Genomic DNA, 17,218 nt, shown 5'->3' with positions numbered 1-17,218 from the left:
CGAAGGCAGGCCTAAAGGGCGTGGAGACGCCAGCTGACCGAGTGGGTGTCACCCGGCTCCAACACGATCAGATCTGACCCGGAGTTGAAAGCGTCCGGAGGACAGGTCATGGGTTCGGCGGCAAGACCGAGTCGGGACACGGAAGGGTCAGGCTTGTCCGCCGTATGGATCTGCACCCAGGCACACGACTCGTCGAAGGTGATGGCCGCCCCGCGGCCGTCCGCGGCCAGCACTGAGACGGTGGCAGCACCGTCGTCGTAATTGATGTCCGTGTAGGCGTGGTCAACGAAGGTGTCGCCGATGACACGCGGCTCGCGGAAATCAAAGTGCGACGACGTGACGCCGGTGAGTTCCGTTGGGATCAGTCGGTCCTCGGTGACCTGGAGAACCGAGGACGCGGGAACCTGCAGGGTCCAGTCGTCCACGAGCCCGACGCCGGCAACCAGGTAAGGGTGCGCGGACGCACCGTACGGCGCGGCCGAGCCGCCTGTGTTGACAGCGGAGATGGTTGTGGTGAGGCCGTCGTCGTCGAGGGTGTAGAGAACCTCGACTTCCAGCCGGAATGGGTAGCCCTTCTGCGGGATAACCGAAGCCGTCAGCCGCACCGAAGCCGTCGACTGATCCGCCAGGGTCCAGTCAACCCAGCCGAGCAGGCCGTGGATCGCGTGGGACCGCTGCGGCTCCGTCAGCGCCAGTTGGTGTGATTCGCCGTTGAACGAATACTTTCCGTCGACCACGCGGTTGGGCCAGGGCACCAGCACGGCGCCGCGAAAGGAGGGCCGAATCTCTTCAGCATCGTAGGGAACCACGAGGTCCCGGTCGTCGTGGCGGAGGTACCGCAGGGTGGCTCCGATGCTGGCAATCGAGGCTGTGTAGGCGCCGTGCTCGAGGGTGTACTGGGTACCGGACAGTGGCGTGGAATCTGTGGTTTTCATCGAGCCCAAGTGTAGAACGTCACAACGACGGCGGTGTCAGCCTTCCTCCGGCAACTCCACCGTGTCGTTCAGGCTCAGGCACTGCTCCGTCTGCTCAACCCGCGAGGCGGCACCGCCTAGATCGACGAGAACCGTGCTCGACGCCACCTGATTGGGATCGAAGAGAACCTCGACGGCGGGATTGCGGCCGTAGGTCCTGGCCGTCCAGACATCGGTTTCTGTGGACTCCTGGATAATCCAGTCGACGTCGTTCACCGAGGCACAGGCGTCCGTGGTGGGCCCCGGAACCTCTATTCCGCACCGAAGGACAACCTGCGAAGGGTCGCCCCAGGCGGCTGTGCCCTGACTGTTGGTTTCCCTCAGCTCGTTACCGGCCACCTGGTCCGGAAGGGCGATCATCACCTCGGCGCAGGCGGGGTTGGCCGCATCGGGAGCCGCATCGACGTCAACAATGGGGGAACAGGCACTCAGCGACACCACGAGCAGGGCGCCGGCGCTGGAGGCACGCACGAAGTGACGCGAATGTGTTGGCATAAAGACAAGCCTAGCGGGAGGAAACAGCGGTCCTACCCGCCCGGGACTGCCGCGAAAGGCGTCCCGTTCCACCCAGGCCGAGCGGTTCATCCGCCCGGCCCGAGCCGTTCCACACCTACTCCGCTATGACTCGGCCACCGGCGAGGAGGAACGATTCCTCAAGCAATTCCCTGAGCTCGTCACGCTCGATCCGGGTGAGCCGGACAAGGACCAGTTGCGGAGATCTCTCGTGGTGCGGTGTCCAGAAGTAGATTGCAGGGTGCGCGCCGGCGAGTGCCTCCCGCTCGCTGGTCTTCACCGTGAGCACGCCCGGTTCCCAGATGCGGGCCATCAAGGTTTTGGCGAACCAGGCAGGCTGACCCCAACTTGGCCGCTCCATTACCCCGGGTAACGACAGACAGATGTGCCGGACATCAGCTTCAGTTACCATTCCTTGCCTTCCCCTCGGGGCCCGGACGGAGGTCCGGGATTCCTACGCTTCGATGTCCGCGGCGTCGATCGCCTTGTCGCTGAGGATCGGCATGAGGGCCAGCAGCGCTAGCGTCAGCACACCCATGATGCCGAACATCGCCTGCAGCCCCGCCACCTGGGCGATGAGGCCTCCCGCTGCGGCGCCCAGCGGCATAGTGCCCACGCGAGCAGCCGGTAGGCGCTATTGACCCGTCCCAGCAGGCGATCCGGCGTGATGCGCTGCCTCAGGGAGACGGTGATGACATTCCAGAGCATCACCAGAGCGCCGCCCACGAAGAATACGAACCCGAGGATGTAGGGATTGTCGGTAAGAGCAGGAGCTCCGACGAAGAACGAGCCACCCAGAATCGTCAGGGCCAGGGATTTTGACCGGCCCAGCAGGCGTTCGGCCCATTCGGCTATGAAGGATCCAAGGAATGCGCCGAGTGCTGAAGTTGTCAGGAGTATCCCGAAGCCTACCTCGGACAGTTGCATGGCCGACGCCGGCCCGACCGCGAACAGGACGAAAAGTGCGAACGCGGCGCTCGATGCGAAGTTGAAGGTTCCTGTCATGACGGCAAGCGTTCGCAGGATCTTCTGGTTGTAGAGATACCTCAACCCCTCGGCGATATCGTGGCGGAGCGTCGTCTTCTGCTCGCGCTCGATACGAAAGTTCCCTCGCACCAGGAAGAGAGCGCCCACGGCAGCGAGCCACAGGGCGGCTGGCACCAGGAAACCTCCGATGACACCCGCTGCAACGAGGAACCCGCCCAGGGGCGGGCCGATGAATTGGTTGGTGGTCAGTTCGACGGCGTACAGCCGGCCGTTGGCGCGGGAGAGCTGGTCGCGGTGCACCACCTGGGGCATGATCGACTGCGCTGACGTGTCGTAGAGCGTCTCGGCCACGCCGACCAGCAGTGCGGTGACGTATAAAACCCAGATCGAGCCCAGATCAAAGAGGATCACCGCCACCAGCAACGCAGGCAGGACAGCCCTTGCGGTGTTGGCGGTGAGCATGAGCCGGCGCCGATCCAACCTGTCCGCCAGAGCACCGGCTGTCAACGTGAAAAGCAGCCAGGGAAGCGTGGCGACGAAGGACAAGCCCGCAATGAGAGTGGGGGACTGCGTGAACTGAATAGCGAGCAGGGGCAGCGCGATCTTGAAGACCCCGTCGGCGAGATTGGAGAGCCCCGACGCTGTCCATAGGTTCCAGTAGGGCGCACCGAGAGGCATCCTGGTCTGATTGTTGACCTCCAGCGGATCGCCTGCCATGTGTGAAACGGTCCCACAGTGATTGGGAGAACTCAAGGGGTTGCGGTGGTTGTTGTGCAGCCAGTTGACCATCGGCCATGCTCGGTACCATGGGTGCCTGCCACCTATCCGCAGGGGAGTACGTCACATGGAGGCTGGTATCGCCGGTGGTGCCCAGGAGCAATCCGGAATGACCGGACTCATCACCGACGTGATGAGTGCCCTCGGCGAGATCGGCGTCGGGTTCCTGGTACTCCTCGAGACGGTCTTTCCACCCATCCCGAGTGAAGTGGTGCTGCCGCTGGCTGGGTTCCTGTCCCAGCAGGGCGCCATGAATGCGATGCTCGTGCTTGCCCTGGCCACTCTCGGGAGCTACGCGGGCGCTGTTCTCCTGTATCTGCTCGGAGCGAAGCTCGGTGAGGAGAGGGTGGTGCGCGGTCTCTCCAAGCTGCCGTTGGTCGACCGTGAGGACTTCGAACGCGCTGCACGCTGGTTTGAACGTCATGGGCGCTCGGCGGTGTTCTTCGGGCGTCTGATCCCCGGCGTCCGAAGTCTGATTTCGCTGCCGGCAGGAGCAGAACACATGCCGATGGGCACATTCAGTCTTTTCACAATCGCGGGGAGTCTGGTCTGGAACGTTCTCCTCATTGCACTGGGGTACTTCCTGGGAACCCAGTACCACCTGGTCGACCAGTATTCCCAGTACTTCGACATCGTCATCTACGCGGTGTTGGCGGCATTGGTCGGCTGGCTGGTCCTCCGCCGCGTACGACGACGGCGCGCCGGCCGCCGTTGAAGCTCCCCTCCCAGCTGGAGGGCGCTATTCACAGGCGTCGCCGAAATGTCCAGGGCGCCAAGTACGGTGGAATCATGCCTCTTACCGTTGCCCAGTTGAGCGAATCTGCCCTGCTTGAGCGCATTCTGCCCCGTCTGCGGGGCAGCTTCGACTATCCCCCCGACATCCTCCTGGGTCCCGGTGATGATGCTGCGTTGGTGACAGCGCCGGACGGCAGAGTGCTTGTTTCCATTGATACCCAGGTTCAGGACATGGATTTCCGGCTGCAGTGGGCAAACGGTTATCGGACCACGGGATTCGACGTCGGGTGGAAGGCTGCTGCGCAGAACCTCAGCGATATCAACGCCATGGGCGGACGCGCCACCTCTCTCGCTGTCAGTCTGACCCTTCCCGGAAGCACAGAAGTTGTGTGGGTCGAAGATCTTGCGGAGGGACTTACCTCCGCAATCGGTGAACTTGGCGCCGAGACGTGCCGCGTCGTCGGCGGTGACCTCGGGCGCGGAACCGAGATTTCAGTCACGGCCGCCGTCACCGGATCACTGGACGGTCACAGCGCTGTGCTGCGTTCGGGCGCACAGCCCGGAGACGTCGTCGTGCTGGCCGGAACGGCGGGCTGCGCAGCGGCAGGGTTGGCGCTGCTGGAGTCCGGCCATGACTACGGTTCGCTCGACGAGGAGCTTCGGGCGTTGATTGCTCTGCAGTGCAGGCCGCGGCCGCCGCTGCACGCGGGGCCTATCGCTGCTGCGCGCGGGGCCACTGCGATGCTGGATGTTTCAGACGGTCTGGTCAGGGACGCACAGCGCCTCGCTCACGCCAGCTCAGTGCGGATCGACTTCAATCCGGCGGCCCTGACATTGCTTGCTGAACCGCTCGGCGCTGCGGGTTCCCTGCTCGGCGCAGATCCAGTTGGATGGGTGCTCAGTGGGGGAGAAGACCATGGCCTCCTTGCCACCGTTAACCCAAACGTTATGCCTTTGGCGGGGTTCACTGCGGTAGGCTCGGTAGAGGCCGGGCCTGCCGAAGTGACCGTCGGGTCACAGTCTCCAGCCAACGTGGGATGGGATCACTTTGCAGACTAAAATCACCGCAAACGCGACTGCGATGAAGCGATGGTTGAGCAAAGCTGAAGAATCCCTCGGCAATCACAGCGATCGCCTGAATGCAATCAATATCTTTCCCGTGGCCGATGGCGACACCGGCACCAACCTCTACCTGACGGTACGGGCAGCTGCACAGGCTGTTGCGGACGTGGACACCCATGACCTCGGCGAACTCCTGAGAAGCGCCGGCCAAGCGGCCATGGAAGATGCCAGGGGAAACTCCGGCACGCTTTTCGCTGTTTTCCTGTCCGCCATCGCGGAGCCCCTGCACGGCGTTGCCCGCCTGTCCGGCCCGCTCCTTGCGACCGCGCTCAACCGGGCCCAGATCCGCAGTTGGTCCGCGCTGAGCGATCCTGTGCCTGGAACCATGCTGTCCGTCCTTGAGGCAGCTGCAGGGGGAGCAGCAACGGTGGACCAGGCAAACCACGGGGATGACAGCAACCATGCCCTTGCCATGACTCTCCAGGGTGCCGTGGAATCCGCCCTCGAAGCAGTCATCAACACCGAGAGCCAGCTTGGAGCGCTGACCGAAGCGCAGGTGGTTGACGCCGGGGGAGTGGGGTTCCTGCTCATCCTGGACGCGCTGCGCGCAGCGTCCCTGGGCGAGGAGCTCCAGGATGAGCTGCTCGACGGACTGCACGGGTATGACGTACAGGCGCCGCATATTCATAACGGCATGCCTGCCGAGGGCGTCGAGGTCATGTGCACCATCAATCTGAGCCCTCTGGATGCCGCGACGTTGCGGCTGCACCTGGATGAGGTCGGCGATTCCGTCATCATGAGCGCTGTGACAGAGGTCGAAGATGGCTACCGGTGGCGCGTTCACGTCCACGTGCCCGAAGCCGCGCTGGCGCTGAAGTTCATCGAGGAAGCCGGCCAGCCCAGCCATATCGCCATCACCCAACTGGCCGGCGCTGGGGCCGTTCTGCCTCAGGAAGCCGCAGACATCGGCGGCCAGGAGCGCTACGGGTCCTAGGCGCGGCGCCCTCCGGATGCGCGACACCCGCGCCTGTTCGCGTCAGGGGACACAAGCCCCCACATCTCTCAGGACGAAGGAACGCATTATGCCCGCTCCTACCCGGACTACTCCGGAACGGACCGCCCGGTTCGGGTTCGCATTCATCGGCGTCCTGCTGATCGCCGTCAACCTCCGCGTCTCCTTCGTCAGCGTGGGACCGGTTCTCGCGAACATCAGCGGTGATCTCGGGCTGTCCAGCGCCGCAGCCGGCTTCCTCACGGGCCTCCCGCTCATCGCATTCGCCGTCTTTTCACCCGTAGGCCCGCGCTTCGGCGCGCGGCTCGGGCTTGACCGGGCGCTTTGGGTGTCACTTCTGATTCTGGCGATGGGGATAGTGCTTCGGTCGTTGCCCGTAGTGGGCTTCATCTGGGCTGGTACTGCTCTGATCGGCCTGGCTATCGCGCTCCTCAACGTGCTTGTGCCATCCCTCGTGAAGCGGGACTTTCCAACCAGGGTCAGCCAGGTGACAGGTAGTTATACCGCCACGCAGGCAGCGATCGCAGCGATAGGTGCCGCCGTCGTCGTTCCGGTGGCGGACGCCTCACCGGCAGGATGGCGGCTCGCTCTGGGCATCTGGGTAGGGCTGGCACTGATTGCGATGGCAGTCCTTTGGCCGTGGCTTCGCCGCCACGGGTCCGCGACGGCGCGTGCCGATTCTCCTACGGCTGCCTATCGGTCACCCTGGGGCTCTGCGTTGGGCTGGCAGGTCACCCTGTTCATGGGACTGCAGTCGATCGCGTTCTACGTCCTCATGGCATGGTTGCCCACCATTGAGCAGAGCCGCGGAGTATCCGCGACGACAGCGGGATTGCACCTGTCGGTGTTCCTGCTGGTCAGCGTCTTCGCAAGCCTCGCGACCGGAGGAATCCTGCATCGTGGGCCAGACCAACGCCTTGTCTCCTTCGCCAGCAGTTCGCTGACTTTCGTGACATTCCTCGGGTTGGCGGTCGCGCCGGACCTCACGCTCTTGTGGGTACTGCTGGGTGCGGTGGGTTGCGGGAGCCTGATTGTGATCGCGCTGTCACTGTTCAGCCTCCGCACCGTCAATTACGCGCAGGCTGCCTCGCTTTCGGGCATGGCACAGTCCGTCGGTTACGGGCTGGGAGCGGCTGGACCGGTGGTGTTTGGTGCCTTGCGCGACCTCAGCGGCGACTGGACCCTGCCCCTCATGGGCACAGCCGCAATCATGGCAGTGCTTGCCGGATTCGGCTTGCTGGCAGGACGGGACCGTCTGATCAGGGTCGGCTAGGCGCCGGCCCCTGAAGAATCCGCTAGGCGGACGCAGCGAGCTCCGGCTCAGGAGCGATCCCGCTGGCCAGCAGATTGTCACGGGTGGCGTTGATCACGCCGATGAGGGCGGCCCGCAGGTCTTTCTCCACGTACCCCTCGCCTCCGAGCGGCACGCCTTCACCCTGCTGGACCTGGTCGAGGATGGCCAGTCCCGCCGGTGTGAGGGAGACGAAAGTCACGCGCCGGTCAGCTTCGCTCTTGGAACGCTCGACCAGGTTCCGCGCCTCCAGCCGCTCAAGTGCCTTACCGACCGTCTGGGCCTGCACCCGAACGATCTGGGCCAGTTTTACCTGGCTCATGGAACCCGCGGTGGCAAGCACCTTCAGGATCGTCACGCCGGAATGCGTAACGCCGATACTGCGCAGGCGTTCATTGTCCCGGTTCTCATTCAGCCTGGCCGCTGTGCTCAGCAGACGGCTGGTTGACCAGTGTGAAGTGTCCATGCCTCATTAACCTTCTAACCCCGAAAGACGCGAGCACCGGCATAGTGCTGCACGCTCGAACTCAAAACCCGGTGGTACGGCACCGGCGGCGCCGACCGCCGAACGGTGCGTGTTCCGTCGATCGGTCACAAGTGCGCTTAGTGAAGTATCCTATGCGATGAAACTTGAGCTTTGAACAATTGAGAGGGTGGAGTCGTGGGCGAAACGGTCTCCTTCGAGGCTGATGAGGAGTACTCCGCGGCCCATCTGGACGAAGCGCAGCGCGATGCGAGCGCGCAGTCCTCCGTGCTGGACGAAATGCAGGACCTGATTTTGTCCGCCGCGGACATCCAGGAATTCCTTAACGAGCTCTCTGTGCTTTCGGCCCGGAGCGTCAGCTTCAACGGGGAGGACATCCTTTGCGGTATCACGCTGCTGCGCCGTCGCCGTGCTGCAACGGTGGCATACAACTCCAAGACGGCCAAGGCAATGGACGAACTACAGTACGCCTACAGGGAAGGTCCGTGCCTCACCGCTGCCCGTGAGCGGCGCACCATCGTGGTTGAAGACTTCCGGAGCGACAATCGGTGGCCCGATTATTCCGAAGCCGTCTCGCAGCACGGCCTTCGTTCCATTCTCTCAGCACCCTTCACCATCGGGACGGACGCACAGGCAGCCATGAACCTGTACTCCTACCGCACGGCCTCCTTCGGCGAGAAGGAAGTGGGCTTTGCCGAGTCCTATGCGCAGCAAGCCTCGAAGGGGCTTCAGTTGGCACTGCGGATGGCTCACTACAGCGAGGAGGCCGCTAACCGCAGCCGTGCAATGGAGTCACGAACCGACATCGACGTAGCAGTGGGTATTGTGATGGCTCAGAACCGCTGTTCGCAGCAGGAGGCGTTCGAGATCCTCCAGCGCGCCTCCAGCACGCGCAATGTGAAATTGCGGGTCATTGCTTCGGAGATCGTTCAAAGGGTATCGGGATCTTCACCGGCGACCCACTTCGATGGTTAGCAGAATCGTCAGGCGCCTCGGCTAAGCTCGCACTGTCCTCATGTAGGTTCCTGCCGCCCGCAGGAGGAAAGTATGCAGGGAAGGTAGATGGAGAACAGGCGCCCGGCCGAGCTGGACTTACCCCTGAACCTGAAGATGCTCAGCCCCAAGCTGCAGAAGCAGCTGGAAGAGAGCCTGGGTATCTCCAGCGTCGGTCAACTTCTGAACTACTTCCCCCGGACCTACCTTGCCCCAGGGGAACTGACTGCGCTGGCAGAGCTGCCCCTCGGCGAGGAAGTGACCCTGATTGCCCGCGTCCAGTCCGCGAACTCCCGGCGGATGCGCACTCGTAAAGGCAAGCTGCTGGATGTGGTGGTTACCGACGACGACGCCGGTCGCCTGGGAACCATGCACCTCACCTTCTTCAACGGCTATAACGCCGAGAGGCAGTTGACACCCGGAACCCGGGCTGTTTTCTCCGGCAAGACAGGCAGCTACCGAGGTCAGCTCACCCTCACCAATCCCCGTTATTCGCTCCTCGATGAGGGGGAAGGCGGGGTGGAAGAACATCTGCGGCCGGTGCCTGTTTATCCGGCGTCCGAACAGATCAGCAGCGCAACCATCAAGACGTGCGTCTATCAGCTCCTCGACAGCCTCGCGCATTCCCAGCTGAACGATCCGGTTCCGTCGCATATCGCCGGCAGGGACCGCCTGATGAACATCACGCAGGCCTACGAGATGATCCATCGTCCGCACGAGGTTGAGGACGCGTACCGTGCGCAGCACCGCTTCCGCTACCAGGAAGCGCTCGTTCTGCAGACTGCACTGGCGCGGCGCCGGGCAGAGGCCCTCGCCGAAGAAGCGACCTCGCGTCCGCATCGCCAGGGCGGACTTCGTGACCAGTTCGATGCTTCGCTTCCCTTCTCACTGACCGCCGGGCAACGCGACATCGGGGAACAGTTGGAGGCTGACCTGGCGGCCGCCCATCCCATGAACCGCCTACTGCAGGGTGAGGTGGGATCGGGTAAGACGCTCGTAGCCCTGAGGGCAATGCTCCAGGTGATCGATTCCGGGGGGCAGGCGGCACTCCTCGCGCCGACAGAAGTATTGGCCGCACAGCACTACCAGTCGATCAGGCGCACACTGGGCCCGCTCGCTGAAGGGGGCATGCTGGGCGGTGCGGTGGACGGCACCCGGGCGGTGCTGCTGACCGGCTCCATGTCCATGGCGCAGAGGCGGGAGGCACTGCTCGCGGCCGCGTCCGGCGATGCCGGGATCGTGATCGGCACGCACGCATTGTTGTCCGAGAACGTCCAGTTCTTTGATCTGGGCCTGATCGTGGTGGATGAGCAGCATCGGTTCGGCGTGGAGCAACGGGACGCACTGCGCGCCAAAGCAGCCGCTGCACCGCACATGCTGGTCATGACCGCCACGCCGATACCCAGGACGGTCGCAATGACTGTTTTCGGTGATTTGGACGTCTCAACCCTCACCGAACTGCCGGCCGGCCGCGCACCCATCGCCACGCACGTCGTTGGGTTGTCCGAGAACCCACGCTGGATTGACCGTGCGTGGGCGCGAGCGCGGGAGGAGATCGACGCGGGCCGTCAGGTGTATGTGGTGTGCCCCAAGATTGGCGATTCCCAGATGGAAGCGGACGGCGCGGACGCGCTCGAGTTGTACGAGGGGCCGCCGGCGAACCGGCAGGAACTGACGTCGGTGCTGGAGCTTTTTGAGTCGCTTTCCGAGGTTCCCGCCCTGGCCGGGGTAAACAAGGGGCTGCTGCACGGGCGGCTGGACCCGTCGGAGAAGGCAGCGACCATGGGCGGATTCAACGACGGGTCCATCAGTCTCCTGGTTTCGACGACCGTCATCGAAGTCGGCGTCGACGTGCCGAACGCGACACTCATGGTGATCATGGACGCCGACCGGTTCGGCATCTCACAGCTTCACCAGCTTCGGGGGCGCATCGGACGAGGTGGACATCCCGGCACCTGCCTGCTCGTAACACAGCTTGAACCTGAGCACCCCAGCCGGGAGAGGCTGGACGCAGTAGCAGCTACGACGGACGGCTTTGAGCTATCCCAGAAGGATCTCGAACTGCGCAGGGAAGGCGACATCCTGGGTGCTTCCCAGTCCGGAGGCAGGTCTGCGCTGCGTTTCCTCAAGGTCATCCAGCATGCTGAGGTGATTGAGAAAGCGCGAAAGGACGCGCAGGGACTTGTCGATGCGGATCCAACGCTCGCCGATCACCCGGAGCTCGAAGAGGCCCTTGACCTCTACCTGAACGCGGAGAAGGAAGCGTTCCTCGAACGCAGCTAGTTACCGCCGTCGGCAAGTCACCGTCGTTGGCAAGTCACCGCCGTTCGCGGCCTCAGGAAGCGCGCGACGTCGTTTTCCGTGCTTTCGTAGCCGGCGTCAGGCGGAAGCGTGACCTTTCGGACGCCGGAATCAGGGTGGTCCATTCGGGATGGCCCCCGAGGTAACCACGCACGGCCGGGCAGAAGGGCATGACCGCGAGCCGCCTCCGATGCAGGTTCTCTAGTACATTCCCGATGAAGTAGTTATCCAGTCGGGCGCGCTTGAAGCGCTGCTCGATGTTCGTGTGCAGCAGCCAGATCTGGCCCTGCCGTGATTCATATTGAAGGTGTCCGACGTTCTCTCCGTCGACATACAACTCGAAGCGGCTCAGCTTCATGTTGTCCCGCACGGCGGTGCGCAGGTTGGTCGAAGAGGCGTCTGAGTAGCGCAGGTCCATGTGAACTCCCACGTCTTAAGGCTGGTGAGGCTCGCTGCTGAACCGTACAAACAACTATAGCGACAATCAGTAGGCTGACAAAGTTTCTTTGTCAGGCAACCCCCGTGTGGATCCGGCGGAGCGTGAGCTCGTCGCACACGGACTCGTAGCGCTCCCTGGCCCGCAGGTCGGGTATCTCTGAGTCAAGTTCCAGGAAAAGGGTGTCGCACAACTGAATGAGGCTGCACTCTGATTCGGAGGACAAATCGGTGGGGAATGCGTCGTCGTTCTCGGCAGGTCCCGGAAAGTCGACGGAGAAGGAGTAGTTCGATAGCTGATACGGCTCAACGGCCGAGCGAGATTGAGCGTGCATGGTGGTGGCACTCCCACAAGTAGTTCCTGTTGTGGCTCGCTGCTGAACCCTGCTGACAGTCTAGTCCGCTCCTGTCCGGTGGCAACCCTGAGGTGGGCGAAGCCCATTCACCGCCCACCAGATTCACCAAGAGCGGTTCACCGGGGCAGCAGGAGAACTAAGGGAAAAAACTAGTAAGCATGCTTCCAATTTTGCGTTGCATATGCCTACCCTTGTGCAACCGGATACTTCGGAAGAAGTCCTCTGCAATCAATCTCAAGGAGATACCATGATCACGCAGGAACACATCGACCGCATCCTTGACGGCAATGGCAACGTTATTGATCAGGACGGCAACAAGGTTGGATCCGCGGGCCAGGTCTACGTGGACGACCACACGGGAGAGCCGAGCTGGGTAACCGTGCGGACTGGGCTTTTTGGCACGTCCGAATCATTCGCGCCGCTGCAGGGCGCGTCAATGGACGGCGATGACGTGCGCATCGCCTACACCAAGGATCAGGTCAAGGACGCCCCGAAGGTTGATCCCGACCAGAACCTGAGCGAGGCAGAAGAAGACGACCTGTATCGCCACTATGCACTGAGCCGTCCCGGTAGCGGGTACGACGCCGGCGAACGCGGCACCTATGCCGGAACGACCACAGGGTCGGACGACATGCGCGAAACCACGTCGGGTGTTAGCGGAGTTGGCGATGTCGACCGCGATCCCTATGACGCTGACCGCGGCGACCGCACCGTCGGACATGACACGTCCGGCCCTACGACGGATGACGCCATGACCCGCTCCGAGGAGCGGTTGCACGTCGGCACCGAGAACGTGGAAACCGGCCGCGCCCGCCTGCGCAAGTACGTGGTGACAGAAAACGTCACCAAGACGGTCCCCGTCCAGCGCGAGGAAGTGCGGGTCGAGCGGGAGCCGATCACGGACGCCAACCGCGACGCCGCCTACGATGGTCCGGCCATCAGCGAGGAAGAGCATGAAGTGACTCTTCACGAGGAACGGCCGGTAGTTGAAAAGGAGGCAGTGCCCGTCGAGCGCGTGCGCCTCGACAAGGAAACGGTCACCGACGAGCACACTGTCAGTGAGGAAGTTCGCAAGGAGCAGATCGACACCGACGGCTCGGACGACACACGCCGCGGGCTCTGATCGGAGGCGGCATCCAGCGATGAAAGAAAGCTGGCTTCGCCGCGTACTCAAGTGGACAGGTGCTGGGCGCCCGGGACGTTCTGTCCCGGGCGCCCAGCCCTCGCTTGATCGCGTGGACCTCCACGACAAGGTGCATGACCTCAACTCCGCGCAGCTGTGCCGGGCATGGCGGATCAGCTTTCTGGCCGTTATCAGCGCAAGAACAGCATCCGAGCTCGAAGACCTTGCCGAAAAGCGGCGGAGGTATCTTGATGAACTCGAGCTCCGAAACCCCTCTGGTTTCAGAGCCTGGATGGAGACCTCTCCGGCAGCATCAAGCGACCCTGAGCCGTATCTGCTTCATCACGCGAAGCGGGAAAAGCGCGGGCATGGGTCCTCCTAGGGCCGACGAGGGCTAGATTTTCGGGTTAGCGGTCACGACCACGTTCTTCCCCCAGGGGTCGTCCGTGTAGCAACTGATGAGGACGAGGCGGTTCGGGGCAATGTCCCAGATGTCGCTGTCCTTAAGGGTGTCTTTGTCATGGGTTGTGATTGAGTCGACCACGTAGTGCTGTACGCCGGACGAGGTGTGCAGCACTACGTCGTCTCCGACTTCCGCATCAGTGCTGAGCCGATTGAACGGAGCCTCCCGGTCCTCCCAGCTGTGCCCTGTGATGTAGGTGGTGTCCGTGGAACCCCGTCCCGGCATGCCGAAGGTTGTCAGCCAGTAGCCGTCCAGGGTGAACGGCGGAACGAGGGACTGCGAGGCTTCGTCAGCTGCCGAAGGAGTCAATGGCAGCACCGTCACGTCGATGCCGGCGGAGTCCATGATGAGCCGCTGCGGAGCAGCTGCCCTGGCTCCCGGCTGGGCGGCATCGGTTGAAGGCTGGGCGGTCCTGGTTGCAGGCGCTGGACCTGGTGTTGGTTCTGCGGATGCACTGACGGATGCCGTCGGGACGGGGGCCGCTTCCCCAGGAGGTGCCGCGGGTGCCATCACCCCGCTGATTGCAGTGGCAGCGACAAGCGCCGCGAGCACAGCCGCACCCGCCGCCCACAACCGCGCACGCGGTCGGGGCGCCGGGGCAGCGTCGTGCTGGGGAACAGGCATGAACCCGCTATGCCCGAGCGTTCCGGCGGCGGCGTACGACGACGGCGCCGGAAACGGCTGCCGCACCCAGCCCGGCCAGCCCCGCAAGAAGCGCGAGGTTCGCAGGATCGGAAGCACCGGCGTCGTAAGCTGCGGTCTGGATGTTCAGGCCACGCTGCTGGGGGGCAGACACCGTAACGGCAGGCTTGTTCGCGACGGGAGCGGAGCACGCGGCAACTGCTGCGTCGGCCAGAGCCAGGAGTTGTTCCGGGTCGGCGCCCTCAGTGAGCCCGAGTTGAGCGAAAGCTTCCTCGAACGAAGCAACGGCGATGTCGAACTGCTCCTCCAGATTGAGGATTGCCGGAATGGTGTACGCCGCGTCCAGCGCTGTGCTGTACGCTGCGTCGGCGGATAGCAAAGCAGTTTCAGTAAGAGGGTAAGCGACCTCTGCCTCAAGTTTCTCGTGCTCAGCCTCTGCTACCGCGTCGGGATCCTGAGGTTCTGCTGCCAACAGTGCATTCAGCGCGATGGTAGCATCCTCCAGACGCTTTCCAGCCTGCGCTTCGGCCACGACGGCGGCGTCGAGCGCTTCCAGTTCATCCTGGGTCGACAGTTCTGCCTCGGCGTACAGCGGATAGAGCTGTGCGTCGATTGAATCGAACGCGTTGATGGCATCGCGTAGCTGATTAGCCAGCGTGATATCGACGGAAGCGACGCCCAGCTGGGTGCTCAGGGCAGCCTGCGCAGCGACGCACTCAGCCGAACCTGGCGCGGCCGAAGCAGGTGCAGCGGTGAGTACCGTGCCCGTTGCAAGAAGTGTTGAGACACCTACGGTAAGCAGGCAGGAGCGAGTATTCATATGTGTTGTCTTTCGTGGAAAGCCCCCAAGTCCCCCTTGAGCGGCGCGCGCCGCTCGCACTTCGCTAACGCGGCTGCTTTTCGGCTGCACTCATTTGACCATGCAGGAGGCGGAAACTGCCAGTAGTTTAGAGTGTGTCTTCATGAGTCGAATCATCGCCGGCGCCGCAGGGGGAACTCCACTTGCCGGCGTACCCGGAAATGCGACGAGGCCCACCACCGATCGCGTCAAGGAAGCCCTCTTTTCCAGACTGGACGCGTACAACATCCTGACCGGTGCGCACGTGCTGGACCTCTTTGCCGGTTCCGGTTCGCTTGGAGTGGAGGCGGCAAGCAGGGGAGCCGCAACTGTTGACCTCGTGGAGGCTGCCGACCGGGCGGCGGCGGCCTGCAGGGCCAACGCAGATGTGATGAACAAAGTGCTTGGGTGGACCTGCGTTCGTGTGCATCGAACCAAGGTCGAGACCTACCTGAGCCGGGTCCCGGAGGAGGTCCTCTGGGATGTGGTGCTGATGGATCCGCCCTACCCGCTTGAGGACGCGCCGCTGATGAGAATCGTGTCCGCGCTGGTTCCCCATCTGGCGGAGGGAGCCATCGTGGTAGTTGAGCGGTCGTCACGGTCCGGCGAGCCGGACTGGCCCCCCGGCATCGAGCGGTTCGCCGAGAAAAAATATGGGGAAACCAGGCTTTGGTATGTCGAGCCCGTTTGACCGCACCTGAGCACCGACGAGCACTGGCCGGACTGCGCGATCTCATCTAACTCTCATCTTCAGTTCATCTGCTCCCCATCCAGCGTCCGTACCGTGTCTGCAGGATCACTGAAGCGCGGAGCAAGGGGCGTTCATTATGCGGTTATCGGTCATCGGGTGCGGGTACCTGGGAGCAGTGCACGCGGCGTGCATGGCGAAGCTTGGACATGAGGTTGTGGGCATTGACGTCGATGAGGCGAAAGTCGCCAGTCTCAACGCGGGGGAGGCCCCGTTCTATGAACCGGGACTTCCGGGCCTGCTCGCCGAGGCTCTCGGCACCGGGCGGCTGCGTTTCTCCACGCGTATCGCCGATGCTGCAGGTTCTGCCGTGCACTTCATCGCCGTCGGAACACCCCAGAAGCGGGCGGAGAACGGTGCGGATCTGAGCCATGTCTATGCAAGCGTCGATGCGCTGCTGCCGCACCTCCGAGCCGGCGATGTGGTGGTTGGCAAATCCACGGTCCCTGTGGGGACAGCGCGCGATCTTGCGGGGAGGATCGCTGGTGCGTGCCCTGAGGCCACCCTGGCCTGGAACCCGGAGTTCCTGCGCGAAGGATTCGCCGTCCAGGACACACTGGAGCCGGACCGGCTTGTCTACGGGCTTGACAGGACAAACAGCGGTGCGCAGCTCATTCTGGACGAGGTGTACGCCCAGGCACTTTCCGATGGCCGACCGCGGTTGCTGATGGATTACGAGACCGCCGAGCTGGTGAAGGTTTCGGCGAACGCGTTCCTAGCAACGAAGATCTCCTTTATCAACGCCATGGCGGAGGTCTGCGAGGCAACCGGCGCGGACGTCTCGATACTTGCAGACGCTATCGGGCACGACGCGAGGATCGGGCGGAAGTTCCTGAACGCCGGGTTGGGGTTCGGCGGCGGATGCCTACCGAAGGACATCCGTGCGTTCATGGCCAGAGCAGGAGAGTTGGGGGCTGATCAGGCCTTGACCTTCCTGCGGGAGGTGGACTCCATCAACATGCGGCGGCGCTCACGGATGGTAGATCTGGCGCGGGAGGTCTGCGGTGGAACGCTGCTGGGCCAACGCATCGCCGTTCTTGGTCTGGCTTTCAAGCCGAACTCGGATGACGTCCGTGATTCGCCTGCTCTGAGCGTTGCGGCGCAACTTCAGCTTCAGGGAGCGGCTGTGACGGCGAGCGATCCTGAAGCTGTCCCCAATGCATCTCGGAGGTTCCCGGACCTCAGCTACACCATGTCGGTTGAAGACGCGGTGAAGAACGCCCACGCAGTGCTGGTATTGACCGAGTGGGAGCAATACCGAGCGCTCGATCCGAAAGTCCTCGGCGAGCTGGTCGCCCGCCCGGCCATCGTGGATGGGCGGAACTGCCTGGATCCAGTCCTGTGGCGCGACGCCGGATGGACCTACCGCGCACTCGGCCGACCGAAGGCAGCCGCTCCCGTTGTGGGCCTGGGGAACCAGTTCTCCGAGCGCGCACTGCAGCCGGGCAGCGTCATGCCGTCAGTGTGAAACCCTGGCACCGGAT

18 protein-coding genes are annotated in these 17,218 nt (G+C 63.3%); 9 read left to right on the top strand and 9 right to left on the bottom strand.

From position 1 onward, the window contains the following. Positions 1–11: 11 nt before the first annotated feature. The 4 genes from M1D74_RS09770 to M1D74_RS09755 form a co-directional block, all read right to left on the bottom strand. The gene (locus tag M1D74_RS09770) at positions 12–935 is read right to left on the bottom strand and encodes an aldose-1-epimerase (RefSeq protein WP_458115198.1); all 924 of its coding nucleotides are present in this window, start codon (positions 933–935) and stop codon (positions 12–14) included. Positions 936–971: 36 nt separating this feature from the next. Then, a complete protein-coding gene (locus tag M1D74_RS09765; RefSeq protein ID WP_458115197.1) occupies positions 972–1,469 on the bottom strand; it encodes a DUF3515 family protein in 498 nt (165 codons plus the stop codon). Between the two features lie 115 nt (positions 1,470–1,584). Continuing rightward, positions 1,585–1,899: an MmcQ/YjbR family DNA-binding protein gene (locus M1D74_RS09760; RefSeq protein WP_458115196.1), complete on the bottom strand. Its 315-nt coding sequence runs from the start codon at positions 1,897–1,899 to the stop codon at positions 1,585–1,587. Between the two features lie 113 nt (positions 1,900–2,012). Next, positions 2,013–3,191 (bottom strand): MFS transporter, encoded by a 1,179-nt coding sequence (locus M1D74_RS09755; protein ID WP_458115195.1) that lies wholly within the window; start codon positions 3,189–3,191, stop codon positions 2,013–2,015. A 127-nt stretch (positions 3,192–3,318) separates the two neighbouring features. On the opposite strand from M1D74_RS09755, the gene M1D74_RS09750 reads away from it, so the two are divergent. The 4 genes from M1D74_RS09750 (at position 3,319) to M1D74_RS09735 (ending at position 7,333) form a co-directional block, all read left to right on the top strand. Beyond that, positions 3,319–3,966 (top strand): DedA family protein, encoded by a 648-nt coding sequence (locus tag M1D74_RS09750; protein WP_458115194.1) that lies wholly within the window; start codon positions 3,319–3,321, stop codon positions 3,964–3,966. 74 nt (positions 3,967–4,040) lie between these two features. Beyond that, on the top strand, positions 4,041–5,045 hold the full coding sequence (thiL, locus tag M1D74_RS09745) for a thiamine-phosphate kinase (protein ID WP_458115193.1): 1,005 nt from the start codon (positions 4,041–4,043) through the stop codon (positions 5,043–5,045). 22 nt (positions 5,046–5,067) lie between these two features. Then, positions 5,068–6,042, top strand: a complete 975-nt coding sequence (locus M1D74_RS09740; RefSeq protein ID WP_458117170.1) for a DAK2 domain-containing protein — start codon at positions 5,068–5,070, stop codon at positions 6,040–6,042. A gap of 88 nt (positions 6,043–6,130) precedes the next feature. Beyond that, positions 6,131–7,333 carry an MFS transporter gene (locus M1D74_RS09735; protein WP_458115192.1) on the top strand — a complete coding sequence of 401 codons (1,203 nt, stop codon included), beginning with the start codon at positions 6,131–6,133 and terminating at the stop codon, positions 7,331–7,333. A gap of 22 nt (positions 7,334–7,355) precedes the next feature. Here the strand turns inward: M1D74_RS09735 and M1D74_RS09730 are convergent, their stop codons facing one another. Then, a complete protein-coding gene (locus M1D74_RS09730; RefSeq protein ID WP_309072026.1) occupies positions 7,356–7,817 on the bottom strand; it encodes a MarR family winged helix-turn-helix transcriptional regulator in 462 nt (153 codons plus the stop codon). A gap of 195 nt (positions 7,818–8,012) precedes the next feature. On the opposite strand from M1D74_RS09730, the gene M1D74_RS09725 reads away from it, so the two are divergent. Together M1D74_RS09725 and M1D74_RS09720 are read left to right on the top strand one after the other, a co-directional pair. Continuing rightward, positions 8,013–8,810 carry a GAF and ANTAR domain-containing protein gene (locus M1D74_RS09725; protein WP_309072025.1) on the top strand — a complete coding sequence of 266 codons (798 nt, stop codon included), beginning with the start codon at positions 8,013–8,015 and terminating at the stop codon, positions 8,808–8,810. Between the two features lie 87 nt (positions 8,811–8,897). Beyond that, complete coding sequence (locus tag M1D74_RS09720) at positions 8,898–11,111, top strand: ATP-dependent DNA helicase RecG (protein ID WP_458115191.1); 2,214 nt, start codon at positions 8,898–8,900, stop codon at positions 11,109–11,111. Between the two features lie 52 nt (positions 11,112–11,163). On the opposite strand, the gene M1D74_RS09715 is transcribed toward M1D74_RS09720, so the two are convergent. Together M1D74_RS09715 and M1D74_RS09710 are read right to left on the bottom strand one after the other, a co-directional pair. Further along, positions 11,164–11,559 carry an N-acetyltransferase gene (locus M1D74_RS09715; RefSeq protein WP_458115190.1) on the bottom strand — a complete coding sequence of 132 codons (396 nt, stop codon included), beginning with the start codon at positions 11,557–11,559 and terminating at the stop codon, positions 11,164–11,166. A gap of 79 nt (positions 11,560–11,638) precedes the next feature. After that, complete coding sequence (locus tag M1D74_RS09710) at positions 11,639–11,899, bottom strand: hypothetical protein (protein WP_309072022.1); 261 nt, start codon at positions 11,897–11,899, stop codon at positions 11,639–11,641. Positions 11,900–12,167: 268 nt separating this feature from the next. Between M1D74_RS09710 and M1D74_RS09705 the strand changes: the two genes are divergently transcribed. Next, on the top strand, positions 12,168–13,043 hold the full coding sequence (locus M1D74_RS09705) for a YsnF/AvaK domain-containing protein (RefSeq protein WP_458115189.1): 876 nt from the start codon (positions 12,168–12,170) through the stop codon (positions 13,041–13,043). 394 nt (positions 13,044–13,437) lie between these two features. On the opposite strand, the gene M1D74_RS09700 is transcribed toward M1D74_RS09705, so the two are convergent. After that, positions 13,438–14,130, bottom strand: coding sequence for a class F sortase (locus M1D74_RS09700; protein WP_458115188.1), 693 nt, complete (start codon positions 14,128–14,130; stop codon positions 13,438–13,440). Positions 14,131–14,137: 7 nt separating this feature from the next. Continuing rightward, positions 14,138–14,968: a hypothetical protein gene (locus tag M1D74_RS09695; protein ID WP_458115187.1), complete on the bottom strand. Its 831-nt coding sequence runs from the start codon at positions 14,966–14,968 to the stop codon at positions 14,138–14,140. 142 nt (positions 14,969–15,110) lie between these two features. Here M1D74_RS09695 and rsmD point away from each other — a divergent pair, with 142 nt between their 5' ends. Together rsmD and M1D74_RS09685 are read left to right on the top strand one after the other, a co-directional pair. Next, positions 15,111–15,677 (top strand): 16S rRNA (guanine(966)-N(2))-methyltransferase RsmD, encoded by a 567-nt coding sequence (rsmD, locus tag M1D74_RS09690; RefSeq protein WP_458115186.1) that lies wholly within the window; start codon positions 15,111–15,113, stop codon positions 15,675–15,677. A 136-nt stretch (positions 15,678–15,813) separates the two neighbouring features. Next, complete coding sequence (locus M1D74_RS09685) at positions 15,814–17,202, top strand: UDP-glucose dehydrogenase family protein (protein WP_458115185.1); 1,389 nt, start codon at positions 15,814–15,816, stop codon at positions 17,200–17,202. The last annotated feature ends 16 nt before the right edge of the window (positions 17,203–17,218 follow it).

It is taken from the genome of Arthrobacter sp. D2-10, assembly GCF_054161285.1.
The sequence above is the reverse complement of the archived record's forward strand: the minus strand, read 5'-3'. Positions and strand labels throughout refer to the sequence as shown.

Coding starts and splice junctions, on each gene's coding strand:
- M1D74_RS09705 (WP_458115189.1), top strand. CDS start 12,168: ATGATCACGCAGGAACACATCGACCGCATCCTTGACGGCAATGGCAAC.
- M1D74_RS09760 (WP_458115196.1), bottom strand. CDS start 1,899: ATGGTAACTGAAGCTGATGTCCGGCACATCTGTCTGTCGTTACCCGGG.
- M1D74_RS09710 (WP_309072022.1), bottom strand. CDS start 11,899: ATGCACGCTCAATCTCGCTCGGCCGTTGAGCCGTATCAGCTATCGAAC.
- M1D74_RS09770 (WP_458115198.1), bottom strand. CDS start 935: ATGAAAACCACAGATTCCACGCCACTGTCCGGTACCCAGTACACCCTC.
- M1D74_RS09720 (WP_458115191.1), top strand. CDS start 8,898: ATGGAGAACAGGCGCCCGGCCGAGCTGGACTTACCCCTGAACCTGAAG.
- M1D74_RS09735 (WP_458115192.1), top strand. CDS start 6,131: ATGCCCGCTCCTACCCGGACTACTCCGGAACGGACCGCCCGGTTCGGG.
- M1D74_RS09740 (WP_458117170.1), top strand. CDS start 5,068: ATGAAGCGATGGTTGAGCAAAGCTGAAGAATCCCTCGGCAATCACAGC.
- M1D74_RS09730 (WP_309072026.1), bottom strand. CDS start 7,817: ATGGACACTTCACACTGGTCAACCAGCCGTCTGCTGAGCACAGCGGCC.
- M1D74_RS09750 (WP_458115194.1), top strand. CDS start 3,319: ATGGAGGCTGGTATCGCCGGTGGTGCCCAGGAGCAATCCGGAATGACC.
- M1D74_RS09765 (WP_458115197.1), bottom strand. CDS start 1,469: ATGCCAACACATTCGCGTCACTTCGTGCGTGCCTCCAGCGCCGGCGCC.
- thiL (WP_458115193.1), top strand. CDS start 4,041: ATGCCTCTTACCGTTGCCCAGTTGAGCGAATCTGCCCTGCTTGAGCGC.
- M1D74_RS09700 (WP_458115188.1), bottom strand. CDS start 14,130: ATGCCTGTTCCCCAGCACGACGCTGCCCCGGCGCCCCGACCGCGTGCG.
- rsmD (WP_458115186.1), top strand. CDS start 15,111: ATGAGTCGAATCATCGCCGGCGCCGCAGGGGGAACTCCACTTGCCGGC.
- M1D74_RS09685 (WP_458115185.1), top strand. CDS start 15,814: ATGCGGTTATCGGTCATCGGGTGCGGGTACCTGGGAGCAGTGCACGCG.
- M1D74_RS09695 (WP_458115187.1), bottom strand. CDS start 14,968: ATGAATACTCGCTCCTGCCTGCTTACCGTAGGTGTCTCAACACTTCTT.
- M1D74_RS09755 (WP_458115195.1), bottom strand. CDS start 3,191: ATGGCAGGCGATCCGCTGGAGGTCAACAATCAGACCAGGATGCCTCTC.